Annotated in this window: 14 protein-coding genes and 5 pseudogenes; 11 read left to right on the forward strand and 8 right to left on the reverse strand. The window is 68.7% G+C overall.

The window, feature by feature from the left end; translation table 11 throughout:
* Positions 1-41: 41 nt before the first annotated feature.
* Positions 42-911: pseudogene (locus ACZ4XJ_RS31300) on the forward strand (IS701 family transposase); the annotation flags it as partial.
* A 168-nt stretch (positions 912-1079) separates the two neighbouring features.
* Positions 1080-1624 (forward strand): annotated as a pseudogene (locus ACZ4XJ_RS31305) (IS5 family transposase); the annotation flags it as partial.
* A gap of 142 nt (positions 1625-1766) precedes the next feature.
* Here ACZ4XJ_RS31305 and ACZ4XJ_RS31310 read toward each other — a convergent pair.
* The 4 genes from ACZ4XJ_RS31310 to ACZ4XJ_RS31325 all read right to left on the reverse strand — a co-directional run bounded on the left by ACZ4XJ_RS31310 (position 1767) and on the right by ACZ4XJ_RS31325 (position 7503).
* Positions 1767-3347 carry a serine/threonine-protein kinase gene (locus tag ACZ4XJ_RS31310; RefSeq protein WP_468498127.1) on the reverse strand — a complete coding sequence of 527 codons (1581 nt, stop codon included), beginning with the start codon at positions 3345-3347 and terminating at the stop codon, positions 1767-1769.
* On the reverse strand, positions 3344-5047 hold the full coding sequence (locus tag ACZ4XJ_RS31315; RefSeq protein WP_468498128.1) for a serine/threonine-protein kinase: 1704 nt from the start codon (positions 5045-5047) through the stop codon (positions 3344-3346). Before ACZ4XJ_RS31315 ends, ACZ4XJ_RS31310 begins: the two co-directional genes overlap by 4 nt.
* 365 nt (positions 5048-5412) lie before the next feature.
* On the reverse strand, positions 5413-6300 hold the full coding sequence (locus ACZ4XJ_RS31320; protein WP_362877895.1) for a LysR family transcriptional regulator: 888 nt from the start codon (positions 6298-6300) through the stop codon (positions 5413-5415).
* Positions 6301-6609: 309 nt separating this feature from the next.
* Positions 6610-7503, reverse strand: coding sequence for a LysR family transcriptional regulator (locus tag ACZ4XJ_RS31325; RefSeq protein ID WP_362877894.1), 894 nt, complete (start codon positions 7501-7503; stop codon positions 6610-6612).
* Positions 7504-7813: 310 nt separating this feature from the next.
* On the opposite strand from ACZ4XJ_RS31325, the gene ACZ4XJ_RS31330 reads away from it, so the two are divergent.
* From ACZ4XJ_RS31330 to ACZ4XJ_RS31355, 6 genes are all read left to right on the forward strand, one after another.
* On the forward strand, positions 7814-8458 hold the full coding sequence (locus ACZ4XJ_RS31330; protein ID WP_468498129.1) for a hemerythrin domain-containing protein: 645 nt from the start codon (positions 7814-7816) through the stop codon (positions 8456-8458).
* Positions 8459-8620: 162 nt separating this feature from the next.
* Positions 8621-9622 (forward strand): GNAT family N-acetyltransferase, encoded by a 1002-nt coding sequence (locus ACZ4XJ_RS31335; RefSeq protein WP_468498130.1) that lies wholly within the window; start codon positions 8621-8623, stop codon positions 9620-9622.
* A gap of 116 nt (positions 9623-9738) precedes the next feature.
* Entirely contained in the window at positions 9739-10521 is a 783-nt protein-coding gene (locus ACZ4XJ_RS31340; RefSeq protein ID WP_468498131.1) for a VOC family protein, read from the forward strand.
* 116 nt (positions 10522-10637) lie between these two features.
* On the forward strand, positions 10638-11867 hold the full coding sequence (locus tag ACZ4XJ_RS31345; RefSeq protein WP_468498132.1) for a glycosyltransferase: 1230 nt from the start codon (positions 10638-10640) through the stop codon (positions 11865-11867).
* Complete coding sequence (locus tag ACZ4XJ_RS31350; protein ID WP_468498133.1) at positions 11864-12616, forward strand: SAM-dependent methyltransferase; 753 nt, start codon at positions 11864-11866, stop codon at positions 12614-12616. The genes ACZ4XJ_RS31345 and ACZ4XJ_RS31350 overlap by 4 nt, the downstream gene beginning before the upstream one ends.
* A 23-nt stretch (positions 12617-12639) precedes the next feature.
* Positions 12640-13503 carry an alpha/beta fold hydrolase gene (locus ACZ4XJ_RS31355; protein WP_468498176.1) on the forward strand — a complete coding sequence of 288 codons (864 nt, stop codon included), beginning with the start codon at positions 12640-12642 and terminating at the stop codon, positions 13501-13503.
* 536 nt (positions 13504-14039) lie between these two features.
* On the opposite strand, the gene ACZ4XJ_RS31360 is transcribed toward ACZ4XJ_RS31355, so the two are convergent.
* On the reverse strand, positions 14040-14858 hold the full coding sequence (locus ACZ4XJ_RS31360; protein WP_468498134.1) for a hypothetical protein: 819 nt from the start codon (positions 14856-14858) through the stop codon (positions 14040-14042).
* A 573-nt stretch (positions 14859-15431) separates the two neighbouring features.
* Positions 15432-15476, reverse strand: a pseudogene (locus ACZ4XJ_RS31365) (DUF6233 domain-containing protein); the annotation flags it as partial.
* 26 nt (positions 15477-15502) lie between these two features.
* Between ACZ4XJ_RS31365 and ACZ4XJ_RS31370 the strand changes: the two are divergent.
* Positions 15503-15751: pseudogene (locus tag ACZ4XJ_RS31370) on the forward strand (IS110 family transposase); the annotation flags it as partial.
* A gap of 21 nt (positions 15752-15772) precedes the next feature.
* Here the strand turns inward: ACZ4XJ_RS31370 and ACZ4XJ_RS31375 are convergent.
* Both ACZ4XJ_RS31375 and ACZ4XJ_RS31380 read right to left on the reverse strand, forming a co-directional pair.
* Positions 15773-16114: pseudogene (locus ACZ4XJ_RS31375) on the reverse strand (transposase); the annotation flags it as partial.
* Between the two features lie 73 nt (positions 16115-16187).
* Positions 16188-16781, reverse strand: a complete 594-nt coding sequence (locus ACZ4XJ_RS31380) for a TetR/AcrR family transcriptional regulator (RefSeq protein ID WP_468498135.1) — start codon at positions 16779-16781, stop codon at positions 16188-16190.
* A 125-nt stretch (positions 16782-16906) separates the two neighbouring features.
* Between ACZ4XJ_RS31380 and ACZ4XJ_RS31385 the strand changes: the two genes are divergently transcribed.
* Together ACZ4XJ_RS31385 and ACZ4XJ_RS31390 are read left to right on the forward strand one after the other, a co-directional pair.
* Positions 16907-17527, forward strand: coding sequence for a flavodoxin family protein (locus ACZ4XJ_RS31385; protein ID WP_468498136.1), 621 nt, complete (start codon positions 16907-16909; stop codon positions 17525-17527).
* A complete protein-coding gene (locus ACZ4XJ_RS31390; protein WP_468498137.1) occupies positions 17524-18603 on the forward strand; it encodes an NAD(P)H-dependent flavin oxidoreductase in 1080 nt (359 codons plus the stop codon). The genes ACZ4XJ_RS31385 and ACZ4XJ_RS31390 overlap by 4 nt, the downstream gene beginning before the upstream one ends.
* Positions 18604-18648: the final 45 nt, after the last annotated feature.

Raw genomic sequence — 18648 nt, forward strand, 5'->3', positions numbered from 1 at the left:
TACGTCGGGTGATCTCGCCTGATGGTGGGCATCTTCTGGTTATGAGGCTGGGGGAGGTGGAACGGCTCCGGGGTGAGTTGGCGGAGTTCGTTGCCGATGTGTTCGCTTCGTTTCCGCGGCGGGATCAGCGTCGGTGGGGCGGGTGTTATCTGCGGGGTTTGATGCTGGACGGGCGGCGTAAGTCGATCCAGCCGATGGCCGAGCGGTTGCCGGACGGGAACATGCAGCCCCTGCAGCAGTTCGTGAGTCAGTCGCCGTGGGATCCGCTGCCGGTGCGGCAGCGGATCGCCGAGCGGCTGTCCGAGGCGATCAGGCCTGAGGTGTGGGTGGTCGACGACGTGTCGTTCCCCAAGTGCGGGACGGCATCGGTAGGGGTGGCTCGGCAGTACTGCGGTGCGTTGGGCAAGACGGCCAACTGCCAGGTCGCGGTCAGCGTCCACGCGGCCACCGACCTCGCGTCCTGCCCGTTGGAGTGGGAGTTGTTCCTCCCCGAGGACTGGGCGGCGGACGAGGGCCGGCGGCGGCGGGCCGGGGTGCCCGAGGAGATCGGGCATGTCTCCAAGACCCGTTTGGCTCTGGGCCTGCTCGACCGCCTCGCCACCTGGTTGCCGTGGGTGCCGGTCATCGTGGCCGATGCCGGCTACGGCCGTAGTGTCTCCTTGTGGCTCGCGCTGGAGGAACGCGGCTGGTCCTACGTGATGGCGGTCGACCCCAAAGAGGTCGCACGGCCTGCCACCGCCGACCCGTTCCAGCCCGCTTACGGCGGGCTCGGGCCGCCCACGCTGCCCCGCTACCGCGAGGCAGTCCGACCCCTGACGAGTTTCATCGGTGCGGGCACCTGCTTCCAGGAAGTCACCTGGCGCCAGGGAAGCAAGGGCACCATGACCTCGCGTTTCGCTGTCCTGGAAGTCCTACGCTCTCGCCACCGCGGCCGATCCCGACCATAGGATCCGCAACGACTTCACTACCTGGTTCGCGAAGGAGCAGGACCCCGTGGTCCGGGCCGCCTTGGTTTTCGCCACCGCAGAGATCACGCGTGCCCACCCGGACCCGCTGGACACCGCGTGGATGCGCGAGCTGTGGCCGAGCTGCGGGCCGTAGGGCTGCTCGACATGGACGATGCGGCTATCGACGCCTCGCACGTCAGGGCCCTCAAAGGGGGGCTCACACCGGACCTTCGCCGGTCGACCGTGCTCGCCCCGGCAGCAAGCACCACCTCATCGTCGATCGTCACGGAATCCCACTCGTCGTCTCCCTGACCAGCGGAAACAGGCACGGCGTCACGCAGCTCATGCCTCTCCTGGACGCGATACCCCACATTCGCGGGGTTCGCGGACGGCCACGCCACCGGCCCCATCGACTCTTCGCCGACCGCGGCTACGACTTCGACAGGTACCGGCGCTTGATCCGGGCCCGTGGGATCACGCCCAAGATCGCCCGACGTGGCCCGGTCCACGGCTCCGGCCTGGGCAGGACTCGTTGGGTCGTCGAGCGAACCTTCGCCTGGCTCCACCAGTTCAAACGACTCCGGATCCGCTACGAGATACGAGCCGACCTCCACCTCGGCTTCCTCCGACTCGCCTGCAGCATCATCTGCTTACGCCGACTCCGAACCTCATTCTGAAACGATCAGTAAACCGGCGTGCGGCGGACCCAGTTCTGGCCGTTGCCGAAATTGTCGACTTCGAGAACCCTGACGGCCCGCGCTTCGCGGCCACCCCGGCCGCCATCCCGGCGTTGGGCCGCACCTGAGCCCGGCGCAGACCTTAGCGGGGCATGGCCGCGATGGCGGCGCGGGCGATCTCCTTGGCCTCCGACTTGCATGTCGACGCGGGGTGTTCCTCCCCGCCCAGAGCCACGCGGACCACGAGGTTGCCGTCGCGGACGTTCAGGCTGCAGTGTTCTCCGGGATGGGGATAAGTCACGTACGGGGCGCTCCAGTACGCCTCGTCGCCGAAGCCGAGATCTGTCGCCCGGGTTTCCTTGGCGGCTTTCTCTCGGAAATCCTTGCGCTGCTGCTCGGCTTCGTTGTCGCCGCGCTTCAGTTCCCAGCCGACGAAGGCGTGGATCTCGTCGACCAAGCTGGCGATCCTGACCTTCGTGGCGTCGCTGGATATCTCTCCCCAAGCGCAGCTGGTCGAGGCGCCGCTGCCCTCGCCGTAGTAGTCAAGTTCCTCCGAGCGGGCAGGCAGCGGTAGTTGCGCGGCGACCTCGGAGCAGATCGGCGCCTTCGCATAACGCAGCGCGACTGGTTCGCCGTCGCTCTTCAGCGCGTACACGCCGGTTCCGATGCCGACGACGGCGAGCACACCGCCCCCGACCAGAGCGATGATCTTTCCGGTGCGCCGACCGGGCGGGGGCAGGGGCGCCGTGGGGGCGGGCGTTCGTCTCGGCGCGGTCGTTCCCCCGTGGGCAGGAAGGGGCGAGGCGAGGGCCGGCACAAGCGTTCGATCTGTGTCGCCCAGCAGCCGGTCGATGTCGGCCCGCTGGGCGGCGATCGTCTGGTGCACGGCGAGAGGCCAAGATCGGTCGGCGGCCGCGACCGGTCCGAGAAGTGTGAGGAGCTGCTGCGGGGTGGGACGGGCCGCCGGGTCCTTGGCCAGGCACGGCCCGACGACCATGCGCAGCCCCGGCGTCAGGGCGGACAGGTCGGGCTCGAGGTGCACGACGTTGTAGAGGGTCCCCGCCATCGACGTACCCGTGAAGGGGCTGTCGCCCGTCGCGGCCATCGCCAGGACCGCGCCGAGCGAGAACACGTCGCTGGCCGGAGTCAGTTCGCGGCCTTCGGCCTGTTCCGGTGACATGAACGCGGGCGAGCCGATCACCCAGCCGGTCTGCGTCAGCTCGGTCGCCTCCATGCCCTCGGCGACGCGCGCGATGCCGAAGTCGATGACACGTACGCCGCCCTCGGCGAGCAGGACGTTCTCGGGCTTGAGGTCGCGGTGGATCAGTCCCGTCCGGTGGATCTCGGTCAATGCGGTGGCCAGTCCGGCGGCGAGGCGGCGTACGGACTCTGCGGGAAGCAGGCCCGCCTTCTCCACGGCCGCGCCCAGCGAGGGCCCGTTGATGAAGACCGAGGCGAGCCACGGTGTTGGGGCATCCGCGTCGGCATCCATCACGGCTGCCGTGTACGCGCCGGACACCCGGCGCGAGGCGGTGACCTCGCGCCGGAAGCGGGCCCTGAACCCGGCGTCCGCGGCGAACCGTGCGTGTACCTGCTTGACGGCGACGAGCCGTCCGTCCGGTGCGGAGCCGAGCAGCACCCGTCCCATCCCACCCCTGCCCAGCTCGGCGAGGAGACGGTAGGGCCCAGCGGTGGCCGGGCCGGCCGTCCCCAGCGGCCTCATCGTGCGGACTCCGCCAGCTTCAGGGCCGACTTCCCTGCGGCCTGGGCGATGTCCCTGGCCTCGTCACCGGAGTAGCGCGTGCTCTCCACGATGACGTTGAGCCTCATGTTGATGTCCCGGGCGTACAGATTAGCCATGCTCCGCTGCCAGTGCGCCTCCTCACCGACGCCGACGTCAACACGCTCGTACGACCCGTGGGCGGAGGCGTAGCCGCTCTCGTACTTTTCCTTCGCCAGCTCCGCTCCGGTCTTGCCGCCGTCCGAGAGGTGACGGTTCCAAGAGACGATGACCCTGTCTCCGTACCGATTGCTCCAGAAGCACTGGTTCGATTCCTGTGGCATTTCACCCACGGCCTCGAGGTTGCCGGTCGGATCTCCGTAGCCCGCCGGCACCTCGACCTTGCCCTTGGCCTCCTTGCACGACGGCACCCGCTGCGTGTACTTGTCGGGGGCCTTCGACAGAGGTGTCGTCCCGGGGGTCGGGACGGTTTCACTCCCGCTCGGCGCCTCGGCGTCGGACTTGCCCGGGGACGCGCTCGTCCGGCCGCCGTCCCTTCCTCCACCGTTGCCGTCCGGGGGCAGGAAGTTCAGGGCCGTCACCGTGGCCACCACCACTACCGCGGCCGCCCCGGCCAGCCACCAGGCGCGCTTCCCACGGGCTGCGGCGGCGGGCGGTGCGGGCGGGAATGGCAGCGGGGACACGACGGGCGGGGAAGGAAGTCTGGCGGACGCGGAGGCGGTGGAAACTGCGGAGACGGCGGGTCCGGCGGCCAGTTGGTCAACATCCGCGCGCTGTTCGGCCGCAAGCCGGTGTACCGCTTCGGGCCACGGCCGGGACGTCGACGTCACCGTGCCAATCGCTGTGAGGAGCTCCAGCGGCGACGGACGTTCCGCCGGTTCCTTGGCCAGACACGACTCGATGAACGATCGCAGCGCCTGCGGCACCGCGCTAAGGTCCGGTGCGCCGTGCGCGACGTTGTAAAGCACACCCGGCACCGACGTACCCGCGAACGGCGGCATGCCGGTGCACGCCATCACGAGGGTCGAACCAAGCGAGAACACGTCGGCGGCGCCGGTCAGCGGGAGACCCTGTACCTGTTCCGGCGCCATGAACGGCGGCGATCCCACCATGGCACCGGTGCGGGTGAGCTTCGTGTGCCCCTCGGCGGCCCGCGCGATGCCGAAGTCGATGACGCGTACCCCGTCCTCGGCGAGCAGCACGTTGGACGGCTTCAGGTCGCGGTGGACCAGGCCGGCCCGATGCACGTCGATCAGCGCCTGTGCGAGGCCCGCCGCCAGGAGCCTTACCGCTTCCTCAGGCAACGGGCCTGCGGCGTCGAGCGCCTGGCTCAGCGTGGGACCAGGTATGAAAACCGAGGCCAGCCAGGGTTCTTGGGCCTCCGTATCGGCGTCCATCACGGCGGCGGTGTAAGCACCGGAGACTGTGCGTGAGGCCGCCACCTCGCGCCGGAAACGGGCCCGGAACCCGGCGTCCTCGGCCAGTTCGGGATGCACCTGCTTAACGGCGACGAGACGGCCGTCGGGGGCCACTGCGAGCAAAACACGTCCCATGCCGCCCTGCCCAAGTTCTGTCACCACCCGGAACGGGCCTATGTACGACGGCCCGGACAGCCCTGTTGCACGCATGACGCCCTGCCCCTCCCCGTGGAGGACCTTCCGGTCCCGAAGCGGAAGGATCATACAGACAAAGGTCTCGCCATGCGATGGGAACAGCTCGAACCCCGCAGCGCGGAGTCAAAGGCGGTTGTCTTTCCGAGAGTAATGAAGGCGTTTCTGCTGGTCAGGCATGGGGTGGGGCTTCCGGTGGCAGGGACGAGATGTCGTGTCGTCCCTTCGGTGGAGGTGCCGGATGCCGTCGGTGATGGGATTGCTGGAGGAGCGTGAACGTGCCGCTCGGCAGCGGGTGGACGCCCTTCAGGCCGACTTGGGCTCAAGAGGGTTGCCCCTGACCGGATCCGCGGAGGAGGCGTGTTTCGACGAAGGACAGGTTGCGCGGCGGTCTGTGAAGGGCGCCTGTGAGGAGGCATTCCGCCTGCGGCGTGGTGTCAGAGGGGACAGACGCCGAGATCGCGCACGGTGTCGGCCAAGGCGCGGATGAGGTCGTTCTCCGTCTCGGTCCGCCAGACCAGGGCGAATTTGAGGCTTCCTATTTCGGGAACGGGTAGGAACCGGATATTAGACATGCCCCAGTACCTGGTGACATGTTCGGGGAAGGTGTTGATGATCTCGCCCATGCCGACCATGCTGATCAGTTCGTCGTTGTTGTCGGCGGGTTTGAGACGCTCGATCTGGCGGCCTCGGGGAGTGTGGAAGGGAAGATAGGCGTTTTCCCAGTATTCCGGCAGGTCGATGGCCGTGGAGTGCGGAAATTCGGAGAGCAGTTCCATCGGCACGGAGTCCCGTTCGATGAACGGATGGTCCGCTGCCACGGCCAGGACCCTGGAGTCGGTACACAGGGTCGGGCCTACGGTGAGGTCCGGCTCCTCCACCGGCAACCAGACGACAAGTACGTCCATCGAGCCGGAACGCAGCTGGCCGAACGGATCACTGAAGGTCGCCGTGCGTATCTGGAGCTCGCAGTGCGGAAGCCGCGCGCGGAACTCCTTCCAATAGGGGTGGAAATCAATGATGTTGAACGGCATCATGCTGATGCGGAGCTGGGCCGTGACGCCGCGGGCCGCCTGCCGGGCGCGCTCCAGCGATTCATACAGGCCCGTGTAGACGGGCTGCAGGTCGTCACGGAGCTGACGGCCGACCTCGGTCAGGTACACGGTGCGGCTGGTCCGGGTGAACAGCTCGGCGCCGATGCGCCGCTCCTGCTTCTTGATGGCCTGGCTGACACGCGCCTGCGAGACACCCAACCGCCCTGCGGTCCGTCCGAAGTGCAGTTCCTCCGTCAGCACCAGGAATATCTCGATGTCCCGCAGCTCCACCGGTCCCCAAACCCCTTTCGATAAACTTTGCGGCTATCAAACCGTGCGGAAGTGTACGACAACCCGCGTATGCGACCCGCGAGATCGGTAGGTCATCGGCGGCGGGCCGCGACCTTTCCACGGGCCACGCGCAGCGTGCCGGCCGGGAAAGGAATACGGTCGCAGATGGTCCGGCGCCGGATCCGATCCCGACGTCGCTGGTTCGAGGCGTCACTCGCTGTGGCGCAAGCGTGTCTCAGCCTGTAGAGCATCCGGGTCTGCCCTTATCCGGCTCGGTTCCGAACCTCGACTTCGCGCCGCGGGAGAATGTCAGAAGCGGAAGGCGCCCATATCTCGCACCGTGCCGGCCAGGGCGCGGATCAGGTCATTCTCGACTTCGGTCCGCCAGACCAGGGCGAAGTGAAGGGCAGGCATGTCCGGGAGGGGGAGCCAGCGGATGTTCGGCATGCCCCAGTGTCTGGTGACGTGGCCCGGGAAGGTGTGGACGATTTCGCCCATGCCGACGTGGCTGATCAGCTGATCGGCGTTGTCGGAGGCGGCGGATTCGACGCGCTCGATCGTGCGGCCTCGTGGGGTGTGGAAGGGCAGGTAACTGTCCTCCCAGTAGTCCGGTAGACCGTGGGCTGTGGCGTGGGGGAAGTCGGCGAGGAGTTCCAGGGGCACCGAGGCCCGTTGCGCGAGCCAGTGGTCGGAGGCGACGGCCAGGATCCTTGAGTCGGTGGCCAGGACGGGCCCGACGGTGAAGTCCGGCTCCTCCACGGGCAGCCAGGCGACGATGACATCCATGGCACCGCTGCGGAGCTGGCCGAACGGATCGGTGTAGGTGGCCTGGCGGATCTGGAGTGCCCAGTGCGGGTACCTCGCGCGGAACGTCTTCCAGTAGGGGTGCAGATCGACGACGTTGAAGGGCATCAGGCTGACGCGCAGCTGTGCCGAGATTCCGCGGGCCGCCATCTGGGCCCGCTCCAGGGAATGGTGCAGGCCCGCGTAGACGGGCTGCAGGTCGTCGCGGAACTGACGGCCGACCTCGGTCAGGTACACGGTGCGGCTGGTGCGGGTGAACAGCTCGGCGCCGATGCGCCGCTCCTGCTTCTTGATGGCCTGGCTGACGCGCGCCTGGGATACACGCAGCCGTTGTGCGGTCCGTCCGAAGTGCAGCTCCTCCGCCAAGACCAGGAATATCTCGATGTCCCGCAGCTCCATCGGCCCCCCAGCCTCCACCGATAACCCAGTGGTTATCGAACCGCGCGGAAGTTTACCTTGATCACGATTGCGGCCCGTACGAAGGTTTGGGCATGCAATCAGGCGTGAAGGAGGCGGTGCTCGCACGGTCGGACGCGGGTACGCGAACCGACAATTGCGGCATCTCCCGAAGTGTCCTCTGCGACAAGCAGCACGAGCTCAGGGAACAGCTGTGCACACTGGTTCGGTTGACCGCCGAGGTCAACTTGTCCAACTGTCGCGTCATCGGCGTCCGTGTACCGATCGATCCGTCATGGAGCCGATGCGGGCCATGAACGACCGTGTCATCGATCTCACCGTCGTGTACGCGACGCACGATGCCCTGCGTAGGGATCTGGCGCACCTGGACCGCGTCACCACCCGCGCGGACCGTGACCCTCGGCAGTTGCCGGCGACGGCGGGATGGACGTTGTTCAAAAAGGCCCTTCACGCACATCACATGGCCGAGGACGTCGCGCTGTGGCCGGTGTTGCGCCGCGGTCTGACCGGTCGCCCGAAGGATGTGGCCCTTTTGGAGGCGATGGAGGCCGAGCATGCCGCCATCGGCTCACTGGTCCAGGCCGTCGACGCGACGCTCGCCGACCTCGAGGTCGACCCGCTGCGGTTGGGCGTTCTGGCGGACGCACTTGTCGTCGGCCTGGCCGGGCACCTCAAGCACGAGGAGGACGCGGCCCTGCCGCTGGTCCCGCGAGCGTTAACTGCCGGGCAATGGGACCACTTCTGCCGGCTCCATGCCCAACTGATCGGCCTGGACGGACCGCTGTTGCTGCCCTGGCTGTTGGACGGCGCGGCCGAGGCCACCGTGGAGAGGATTCTCTCCTCCCTGCCCGCATCCGTCCGCATCTCCTACACCGCCCAGTGGGCTCCGGCTTACACCGCACTGGACCGATGGAGCCCTGCCACAAGGACGCTCTGACAGCTGCTGCCGCCTTACGCAACATCAATCGGTCGCCGTCTCGCGGCCCGCGCCGCCAACCGTGGGGTTGGTTCATCCGCGCCGCGGCGGGCGCACCACCTCGTGCACACCGTCTGGAACCCGCACCCACGTTCCCCTAACAAGATCCTTGGAGCCACTGCCTTGCCCGAGCACATCCACCTCACTGCGCTCCACGACGTCCTGCCCGCCGACGCCGCCGCCTGGCACCAAGTCGTCTCCGCCTCGATGCTCCACGACCTGCCGGACGTACCGCCTCCCGGCCCCGAGCAGATCCACACCCAGCTCACCCAGCCCACGCTGAACAGCCACCGGCTGACCTGGATGGCCACCGGGAGGGACGGTCGCCCGGTCGGAGTCGCGGGCCTGCGAATGTTCACCTCCCCGGGGCGGGATCACCTGGCCGAACTGGAACTCCACGTCGACCCCGCGCACCGGCGCCAAGGAACCGGATCTCTCCTGCTGTCGGCGGTCGTGGCGGCCTGCCGCGCCGAGAACCGGCGCAGTTTGATCGTCGAAGCGGCCGCGGACAGTCCCGGCGAAGCCTTCTGTGAGAAGGAGAACTTCCGCCAGGCCCTGGCCCTGGACCATCTGATCCTGCACCTGGACCGGTTGGACGCATCCGCCGTTCTCCAGGCCGCCGAGGCCGAGCACCCCGGCTACCGGCTGACGGGCTGGACCGGCACGGTGCCCGATACTCTCGCTGCCGCCTTCGCCACCGCCAAGAACGCGATGAACGACATGCCCGTCGGAGATCTGGACTACGGCACCGTGACCTGGGACGCGGACCGCGTACGGACGATGGCCCAGGTAGTCGCCGACCGCGGCGATACCCTGCTGACCCTCGCCGCCGTCCACGATGACGGCACCGTGGCCGGATACACCGAGATCCTGCTTCCGCAAGGCGCGTCGCCGCGGGCGCAGCAGTACGACACCGCTGTCGTGCCCGCCCACCGCGGCCATGGCCTCGGATTGTGGGTCAAGGCCGCCATGCTGCGCCGACTGCACACCGAGCACCCCGGTGTCATCGAGATCGAGACGGACTGCGCCGAGGACAACGTCCACATGCTCGCGGTCAACCATGCCCTGGGATTCCGCTCCTACCGGCGCACACGGGAGTTCCAGCTCGATGTGCCCGCGTCCTGACCCCGTACCCGTACCCGTACCCGTACCCGTACTCACCTCCGTACCGCAGAAGCAGACGGCCGTACGCGAGCCGGCCCGATCACTCACCCCCTTTACACAGTTCCGAAGGAGCTGCCGTGAAAGTTTCCACTTCCACCCTTTCCCTGACCGTCGCCGATGTCGATGCCTCCCGTGACTTCTTCCGTACCCACCTCGGTTACGAGGTGGCCATGGCCGACGACGGCTTTTGCTCGCTCACCCGCGAGGACGCCGCCGTCAACATCGTCCTGCTCCGCACGGGGACCGAGGTCCTGCCCTCCGAGCAGAGGAATCGGGAGGCGGGCGGGCTGATTGTCGCGCTCACGGTCAGCGACCTCGGCGCGCAAGAGACTCGGCTGCGTGCGGCGGGCGCGCCCATCACCATGCCCCTGCGCGAAGAACCGTGGGGCGAACGACTGTTCCAGCTGACCGATCCCAACGGGGTCGTCATCCAGCTCGTCGAATGGGTCGTCCCTGCACCGGGCATGGAGGGGAACGAGAGTGTCGCCCCGCGCGTGATCGCCCCCTCGGCCGACGACGTCACCGTCTCTCCGAATGCCACCATGACGGGCCTCGCCTCTCCCAGTCGCGGCAGCGCCGAACTGAGCACCTGGACCGTCACGATGAACGCCGGCGCGACCGGACCCGAGCATTCCATCAGCCGTGAACAGATCTGGACGGTCACCACCGGAGCGTTGGAGATGACCTGTGACGGCGGAACCGAGAAGGTCTCGGCCGGCCAGACCCTGATCCTGCCGCCGGACCTGGTTCGCCAAATCCACGCCCCGGAGCACACCGAGGCCCACGTGTCCATGCGTGCCGACGGTGTCGCCTCCGTTCCCGGCACGGAGGGCACCCGAGAACTGCCCTGGGCCCGATAGCGGCCACAGCCCACCCCCGGCCCCTCGGAGGGATTTGTGGCCACCGGGGCCCGCAGTGAAACCGCCGACCACGGCGGAACCCAAGAAACGAGAGATGCAAAATGCGTGTGTTGTTGATGACGTGCGGATCGCGCGGGGACGTCGAGCCGATGATCGCCCTGGCGGTGCAGTTGCGTGCCTTGGGCGCAGAGGTGCGGATGTGCGCCCCGCCCGACTTCACGGCACTGACGGACGAAGCCCGCATCCCGCTGACGCCCATCGGCCCGGCCCTGCGCCCGATGGTCAAGGGGGCGGTGACCGGTACCAAGCCACAGCCCCCTTCGAGCTTGCCCCAGCGCGCGGCCGAAATGGTCACCACGACCTACGACGCGCTCGCCCCGGTGGCCGAGGGCCATGACCTGATCGTGGCGACCGGCTTGATACCGGCCGCGGCAGCCGCGCGGACCGTGGCCGAGAAACTCGGCATTCCTTACGTTTTCGTGGCCTACTTCCCCACGTACCTGCCGTCGCCGCACCACCCTCCCCTCACGTGGCCGGGCCGCACGTTCCCGCCCGAGGTGACCGACAACCGGAAACTGTGGGACCTGAACACCGAGCACCTGAACGAACTCTTCGGCCCGGGAATCAACGCTCATCGGGCGTCGATCGGCCTGCCCCCGGTGGACAACGCCCGCGACTACGTCCTCACCGACAGGCCGTTGCTCGCTTCGGACCCGGTCCTGAGCCCGTGGCCGGAGCCGGCAAGCCTCGACGTGGTACAAACCGGTACCTGGTTCCGGCCGCTGGACGAGCGCCCGCTTCCAACCGATCTGGAAGCGTTCCTCCAGGCCGGCACACCACCGGTGTACGTGGGGTTCGGCAGCATTCCCCTGCGCGACCCGGAAGACGTCGCCAAGGTGGCCATCGAGGCGGTCCGCGCTCAGGGTCGCCGTGTACTCCTCGGGAGCGGCTGGGCCGACCTGGCCCTGACCGACGACCAGGACGACTGCTTCACCATCGGCGAGGCCAACCATCACGCACTCTTCCCCCGGCTGGCCGCGGTCGTGCACCACGGCGGCGCGGGCACCACCACGACAGCCGCCCGGGCGGGCACGCCCCAGGTGGTGGTACCCCAGTTCGCCGACCAGCCGTACTGGGCCGGCCGGGTCGCCGACCTGGGCATCGGCGCCGCCCACGACGGCCCGAACCCGACGTTCGAATCCCTGTCACCCGCCCTCAGGGTTGCCCTGGCCGCCGAGACCCGCGCACGGGCGGGCGCCGTGGGCGCCACGATCCGCACCGACGGGGCGGCGGTGGCCGCGAAGCTGCTCCTCGATTCAACGCAGGCCGTCCCGGTGGCCGTGTGAACCGCGAACGGATCTCCGGCATCGCGCACACCCAGCACCCGATCAAGGCCCCGCTCGACGACGACTCCGTCAACGCGCTGCTCGAACGCGCCCTGCCGCAGGCCGAAGGGCGGGTCCTCGACCTCGGATGCGGCACCGCGGAATGGCTGCTGCGTGCCCTGGCATCCCGGACCTCCCTGCACGCCGAGGGCGTCGACGTCTCCACTGAGGCCTTGGACCAGGCCCACCGGGCCGCGAGCGAACGAGGGGTCGACGAGCGCTTGGTCCTGCACCACCAGGAGGCCGCCGACTTCATTTCTCCGCGGCCGTACGACCTGGTAATCAGCGTCGGCGCCACACACGCCTTCGGCGGCCTCCGCCCCACCCTCGCGGCGGCCCGAGGGCATCTGGCCCCCGGCGGCCGCGTCCTGATCGGCGAGTCGTACTGGGACCGGGCCCCATCCCCGGCGGCCGCCGACATGTTCGGCCACCTCGACGACCTGGCCACCACGGTGGACCGCGTCGTCGCCGAGGGATGGACCCCCATCCAGGGCCACGTCAGCTCCCGCGGTGAACTGGACGCCTACGAGTGGGCCTGCTGGGGCTCACTGGCCTCATGGGCCCTGGACCACCCGACCGACCCGGCCGCCGAGCGGGCGTTGGAGACCGCCAACGCCCGACGCTCGGACTGGCTGCACGGGTACCGAAACAGCTTCGGCTTCCTGTGCCTGGTCCTGCGCCCAACCCCTGTCCTGACCGACAAGAAGTGAACACCCGAAAAGTGAGTACACAGATGCACCCCACGTTCGTACTGGTCCATGGAGCCTTCGCGAACTCCTTCTCCTTCGCCCCGCTCCAGGCCGAACTCGGCCTCCTCGGACACCGCTCGGTCGCCGTCGACCTCCCCGGCCACGGCTTCCAGGCCACCTTCACCCCCGCCTACCAGTCACCCCAGGACCCCGCCGCGCTGGCCACCACGCCCGGCTCGATCAAGGGCGTCACCCTCGCCGACAACACCGCACACCTGATAGGCATCTTGGAGCGGGCCAAGCGAAACGGCCCCGTGATCCTCGTCGCCCACAGCCGCGGCGGCATCACCGTCACGGCGGCGGCCAATGCCCGCCCGGACCTCATCGACCGCCTCGTCTACGTCTCGGCCTGGGCCCCGACCAACCTCGAAGTGGGCGCCTACTACGCCGAGCCGGAGATGGCCACGGTCGACCCCGCCGCCTTCGCCTCGGCACTGGCAGCGCACCCCGCCGAACTCGGCCTGCTCCGCGTCAACTTCCGCACCGCGAACCCGGACTCCCTCGCGGCGCTCAAGGCCGCGTTCCTCGCCGACGGCACCGACGAGCAGTTCCTCACCTTCCTGAACACCTTCCAACCCGACGAGAACCTCGACGCCGGCGGCCACGCCGACCGCGCGCAGGCCGAGACCTGGGGTCGCATCCCCAAGACCTACATACGTCTGGCCGACGACACCAGCCTGCCCCTCGCTCTCCAGGACCGACTGATCCGCGAGGGCGACGAACTGACCCCGGACAACCCGTACGACGTCCACACCCTTCCCGGCAGCCACCGGAAGTGGCTGGTCGACCCCGCACCGGCGGCCCGTCTCCTCGGCACACTGGTCACCGGGTCGATGCCGTCCGCCTGACCCTCCTGTGCGAGAGGGGCGAGTGCCTCGGCGGGGACGGACGTCCCTGCCGAGGCCGTCGCGCACCACGAAGCTGTTTGTTCATCCACTGCGAGGCCGCTGTCCCCTGCCCCAACCAGACGTGTGCACAATTGCTCGCTCGGCCGAATCCCGGCGACGCGATCCACCCCTCCCGGGCGCGGGCAGGTCGGCGCCCACTTCGCACTGGAGGAGGTTTCCCCGGCGAACCAGCAGATGCTGGGAAGGGTTCATCCGACGAGAGTGTCCTTGGAGCGGACAACACAGAATTCATTTCCCTCCGGATCGGCAAGCACGGTCCACGACTCGCCCCGCTCCGCCAGGCATAGTCCGCACCGCCTGGACCGCGGATCGGAGCGTCGTGGCCACCCGGGGCCGCTTGACTCGCGGCGCGGCAGCGGGACGTGATCCGCAGGGCCAAGCAAAGGAAGCCCGGCTCGGGTCCCGGGGCGGGGTCACGAGCAAGGTTCACCTTGCCGCGGACGCAGATGCGCTACCTGGCGCGGCTCCGGGCGCAGTCACTTGACGCGCACGGTGTGCGTGCTGTTGTTGTCTCCAGGATTGGTGTCGCCGGGTGCGCGGATCGTGGCGTGGATGGCACCCTGCCCAGCTGTCCCCACCTTTACCAGCACCGGAATCTGGTTCTTCTCACCGGCCTTGAGCGTGCCACCGGTGCAGCGGAAGCCGCCGCTTGTACTGCCGGCTACCGCTCCCGACTGCACGCACTGGAAGCCGCTGAAGGTGCCGTTCTCCGGGGGTCTCCTTATCGACAGGGCTCCGGAAGTGGACACCTCGATCACCGCGCCCTTGACCTCGGCGCCGACATTCCCGTACGGCAGCCAGAAGTTGCGATTGGTGCCGGCCGCCGGTTCCGCCTCGCCTGTGATCGTGCCCAGTGAGGCGTTACTGGGCGAGCCGGCCGGGTTGGCCGCGTCGGTGGGGTTCGCGCAGACCTTGTTGGACGGGTCCGTGACGGCGTCCTCCAGGTCGTACAGGAGGGGGTCCTCCGAGTGCACCAAGGCTTTGACCGTGGCGCAGTAGGCGATGCCGGGTTTGATGCCGGCGTTGACGGACCGGGTGACGGTCCTGCCCACACCTGGCGCGTTGGTGCCGGGCAGGGTTTTGTTGATCCTCGCGTAGGTCGGGTTGTCCCGTTCTGTCAGCTCGATGAAGAAGGCGGTGTCCGGCTCGGAGTTGTCCCGGAATATGACAGTGACGTTGGGTGCTTGGAGCTGGAGGCTCACCAGGCGTGGAGGATTGTAGATCGGGTCCTGTGCGCTGGCGGAGGTTGCCAGGCCGACCACCAACGCACCTGCGGCGGCCAGGACGAGGGGCATCCGAGTGGGTCGGCCGGAGCGGTGGTGTGGGGCGGATGTTGTTCTCGGGGACATGCTCGTCTCCCTCGCGTTCCGTCCGTGCGGTCTCCGTCAGCGGACGGGCGGTCCACGGCCGTCCTTCCGTCCGCGGATGACGAAGGAGGGCGCGGTGGCATACGTCAATTGTTTCCATCGTCCCGCTCCCGGGAGGCGGTGTCGACTGGGCGGGGCGGCTGGAGCCGGTACGCCTGACCTGCTCGCATCCGCGAACCCACCTGCTACAGCGGGCGTCGATCATGCTCCTGGCCGGAAGCGGGATCACCTCGCGCCGCCTCTGGGCCCGGTCGAATAGTTCGTGGCGAGGCCTATTGCGGTTCCCAGGATTCGGGTCCGCCGTCGCGTCCACTTGGCCAGCGGGGAGGCGCCGGTCTGGTCCTGTTCCCAGCCCAGGCCCGCCTGCCGCAGAAATTCTTGAAGGTCCCGCATCGAGTGGGCGAGGCCGAGGATGGCCGAGCCGGCGTGCACGCGCCGCCCGCCAGTGGCGTCGGGCGGGTGGATCACGATCACGGGGGACATGCGGTCTCGATTCATCGGTTACTCCAGCAGCCCGAGCGCGGTGTCCGGACGGCAGTGCGGGCAGGCCTGGACGCCCTCGGGCGTGAGGCCGCTTCGTCAAGAACAACCGGCTCATGAACGCCGGGTTCCTCTGGGCATTCGCCGCCCTCCAGGCCCCACCGGGAGCCGACGCCCACTATCGGCGCCGCCGCGACCACGGAGACTGGCACAACGCCGCCCAACGCAACCTGCTCAATCGCTTTCTCGGCCAGCTCCACCACTGCCTCCAGAGCGGCAAGCACTACGACGAACAACACTTCAGCCCACTACTCGCGCCCTCCGACGGGCAGCCGGCTTGACTTCTTCGCTCCCTGAGATGTCTTTGAGGGCCGGACATGCGAGCCGTCCACGGCGCAGTCGTCCGGATCCAACGAGCCCGCCCGGCGTAGTTCGGTCAGCAGGGCGACGTACAGACGTGGCCAGACGCCCGCCTCCGTCCAGTCCCGCAGCCGGCGCCAGGCCGTGACACCGGAGCAGCCCACTGTCTCGACGGGAACATCGCGCCAGGCGACGCCGGTCCGCAGGACGTACATGATGCCAGCGAGAGCCGCCCGGTCCGGAACGCGAAGTCGCCCGGGATGCCGACGGCGTCGTTCGGGAGCGGGCGGCAGCAGCGGGGCCACTTGCCCCCACAGGTCGTCCGGAACAAGATCAGCACGCATCCTGCCACCCTGCCGAACCAAGATCGCAGAGTGCGAGACCCGCAGCTCAACTCATACTGAAACGATCAGTAAGTCAGGCACCGAGCAGCATCAGCGTGTGCGGCCAGAGGTCGTCGAGCACTGCCGGATCGTTCTTGAGCTTGGCGAAGAGAACCATGCCCTCCAGCTGGGCGACGATGGCTCGGGCGGTTCCCGCCGAAGCCCGGTCCGCCGGGATAGCACCCTCGGCTGCCGCGTCCCTGAGAACGGTGGTGACCAGTTGGATCTGTTCGTCGAAGATCTCCGTCAGGCGGGCCTGGATGTCCGGCTCCCGGGTGCTCAGCTCTAGGGCCAGGTTGCCCAGGAGGCAGCCGTCGATCGTGCCGGAGTCCTCTTTCATCCGTCGCTGGACAGCCGCTATGGCGTCGAGCAGCCGCCGCAGCCGGTCGAGGGCGGGAGTGGGAGCGGACAGCTCCCCAGCCCAGCAGCTTCGCTCGCCTTGCCAGTAGGCGTCGACGACCTCGACGGTGAGGGCTTGCTTGGACTCGAAGAAGTGGTAGAAGCTGCCCTTCTTCACCTCGGCACGGGTGCAGATCTCGGCGACGCCGAGACTGTTGTAGCCGTGGCTGCGCATGAGTTCGCCGGTGGCTGCAAGGAGCCGTTCGCGTGCCGTGCTGTTGCGTCCCATGACGGTCACTATACGGGCGGTCAACTATCCCGAGAGTTCCTGGAGTGGATTTTTAGTTGACCGGTCGTCTAGTGTTCTAGAGGTCGGCAGGCAATCGGCTCGCCGCGCTCCAGGAGGCTGCCCCCATGGCTGTACCCCCGACCACCGTCGTCATCGCCTATCACAGCGGGTACGGGCACACCGCCCGTCAGGCCGCCGCTGTCGCCGAGGGTGTGGACTCCGTGCCCGGAGTCCGCCCCGATCTGCGAGATGTGTCGGTCCTCGACGAGAGCCTGTGGACCGCCCTCGGCGCGGCCGAGGCGATCGTCTTCGGCTCCCCCACCTATATGGGCTCGACCTCTGCGGTCTTCCAGCACTTCGCCGAGGCGAGCGCGCCGGTCTGGGCCGAGCGGGGCTGGCAGGACAAGCTTGCGGCCGGCTTCACCAACTCCGCCGGGGTCAACGGCAACAAGGACAATGCCCTGCTGTCGATGACCGTCTTCGCCGCCCAGCACGGAATGACCTGGGTGCCGCTGGGCCTGGTGCCCGGATGGATCTACTCCTCCGAGGGAACCCCTGAGGACCTCAACCGGCTCGGCGGCTTCGTCGGCGCGATGGCGCAGTCACCCTCCGACCTCGGTCCGGAGCAGGCGCCCGGCACGGCCGACCTGCGCACGGCCCGGCACCTGGGAGAGCGCGTTGCACGGGCCGCGCGTCGTCAGGCCCTGGGTCGCGAGGCCGAACTCGCCTCGGCGGTGACCGGATGAGGCCGGGACGTCTCGGCGAGCTCCTCGGCATCGAACTGCCCCTCATCCAAGGGCCGTTCGGCGGCGGACTCTCCTCCGTCGAGCTGGCCGCGGCGGTGTCGGAGGGCGGCGGGCTCGGCTCGTACGGGGCCCACATCCTCCTCCCGGAGGAGATCGGGGATCTGGTAGCACGGCTGAAAACGGGCACGGACCGGCCGTTCGCGGTGAACCTGTGGGTTCCGCTCGATGGTGAATCCGAACTCCAGCCGTCCGACAGGGACCTGGCCTCTCATGTGGCGCGGCTGCGGCCGTACTACGAGGAGCTCGGCGTCCCCGCCCCCACCGCCGCCGACGTGGCCGCGTGGCCGGACTTCGACGCACAAGTAGATGCCCTGCTCGCCGCCGCCCCGCCGGTCATCAGCCTCGTGATGGGGCTGCCGCCCCGACGTCTGGTCGAGGAAGCCAGGCGGCTCGGCATCGCGCTGATCGGCACAGCGACGACCGTCGACGAGGCCATCGCGCTGGAGATCTCGGGCGTGGACGCGATCGTCGCCTCCGGCAGCGACGCGGGCGGCCACCGGGGAGCCTTCCTGCGCCCCGTGCGGGAGTCCCTGGTGGGCACGTTCTCGCTGGTCCCGCAGGTGGTGGACGCGGTCGCGGTGCCTGTGGTCGCCGCGGGCGGGATCGCCGACGGCCGCGGCGTCAGCGCAGCCCTCGCTCTCGGCGCGGACGCGGTCCAGATCGGCACCGGCTTCCTCGCCTGCCAGGAGTCGGGAGCGGGCGTGGTCCACAAGGAGACGCTCGGCACCCCCGGGGCCCGTACGACGGTCCTCACCCGCCTGTTCTCGGGCCGCACAGCCCGGGGCATCCCGAACCGCTTCGTCCGCGACATGGCACCCCACGAGGACCACGTACCGCCGTATCCCGTACAGAACGCCCTGATGCAGCCGATCCGCCGGGCTGCGGCGGCACAGGGCCGGTCCGAGTACGTGAGCCTATGGGCCGGCCAGGCGGCAGCCCTGGCCCAGGAGTCACCGACGGCGGGCTCGTACCTCGCCGACCTCGTCAACGAGGCGGACAGGCTACTGAAGAGCTGACGGCCTCGCCGTTGCCGGTCGGGCGGTGTGGGGCGGGCAACTCGA

The organism is Streptomyces sp. NPDC029836, from assembly GCF_055574495.1.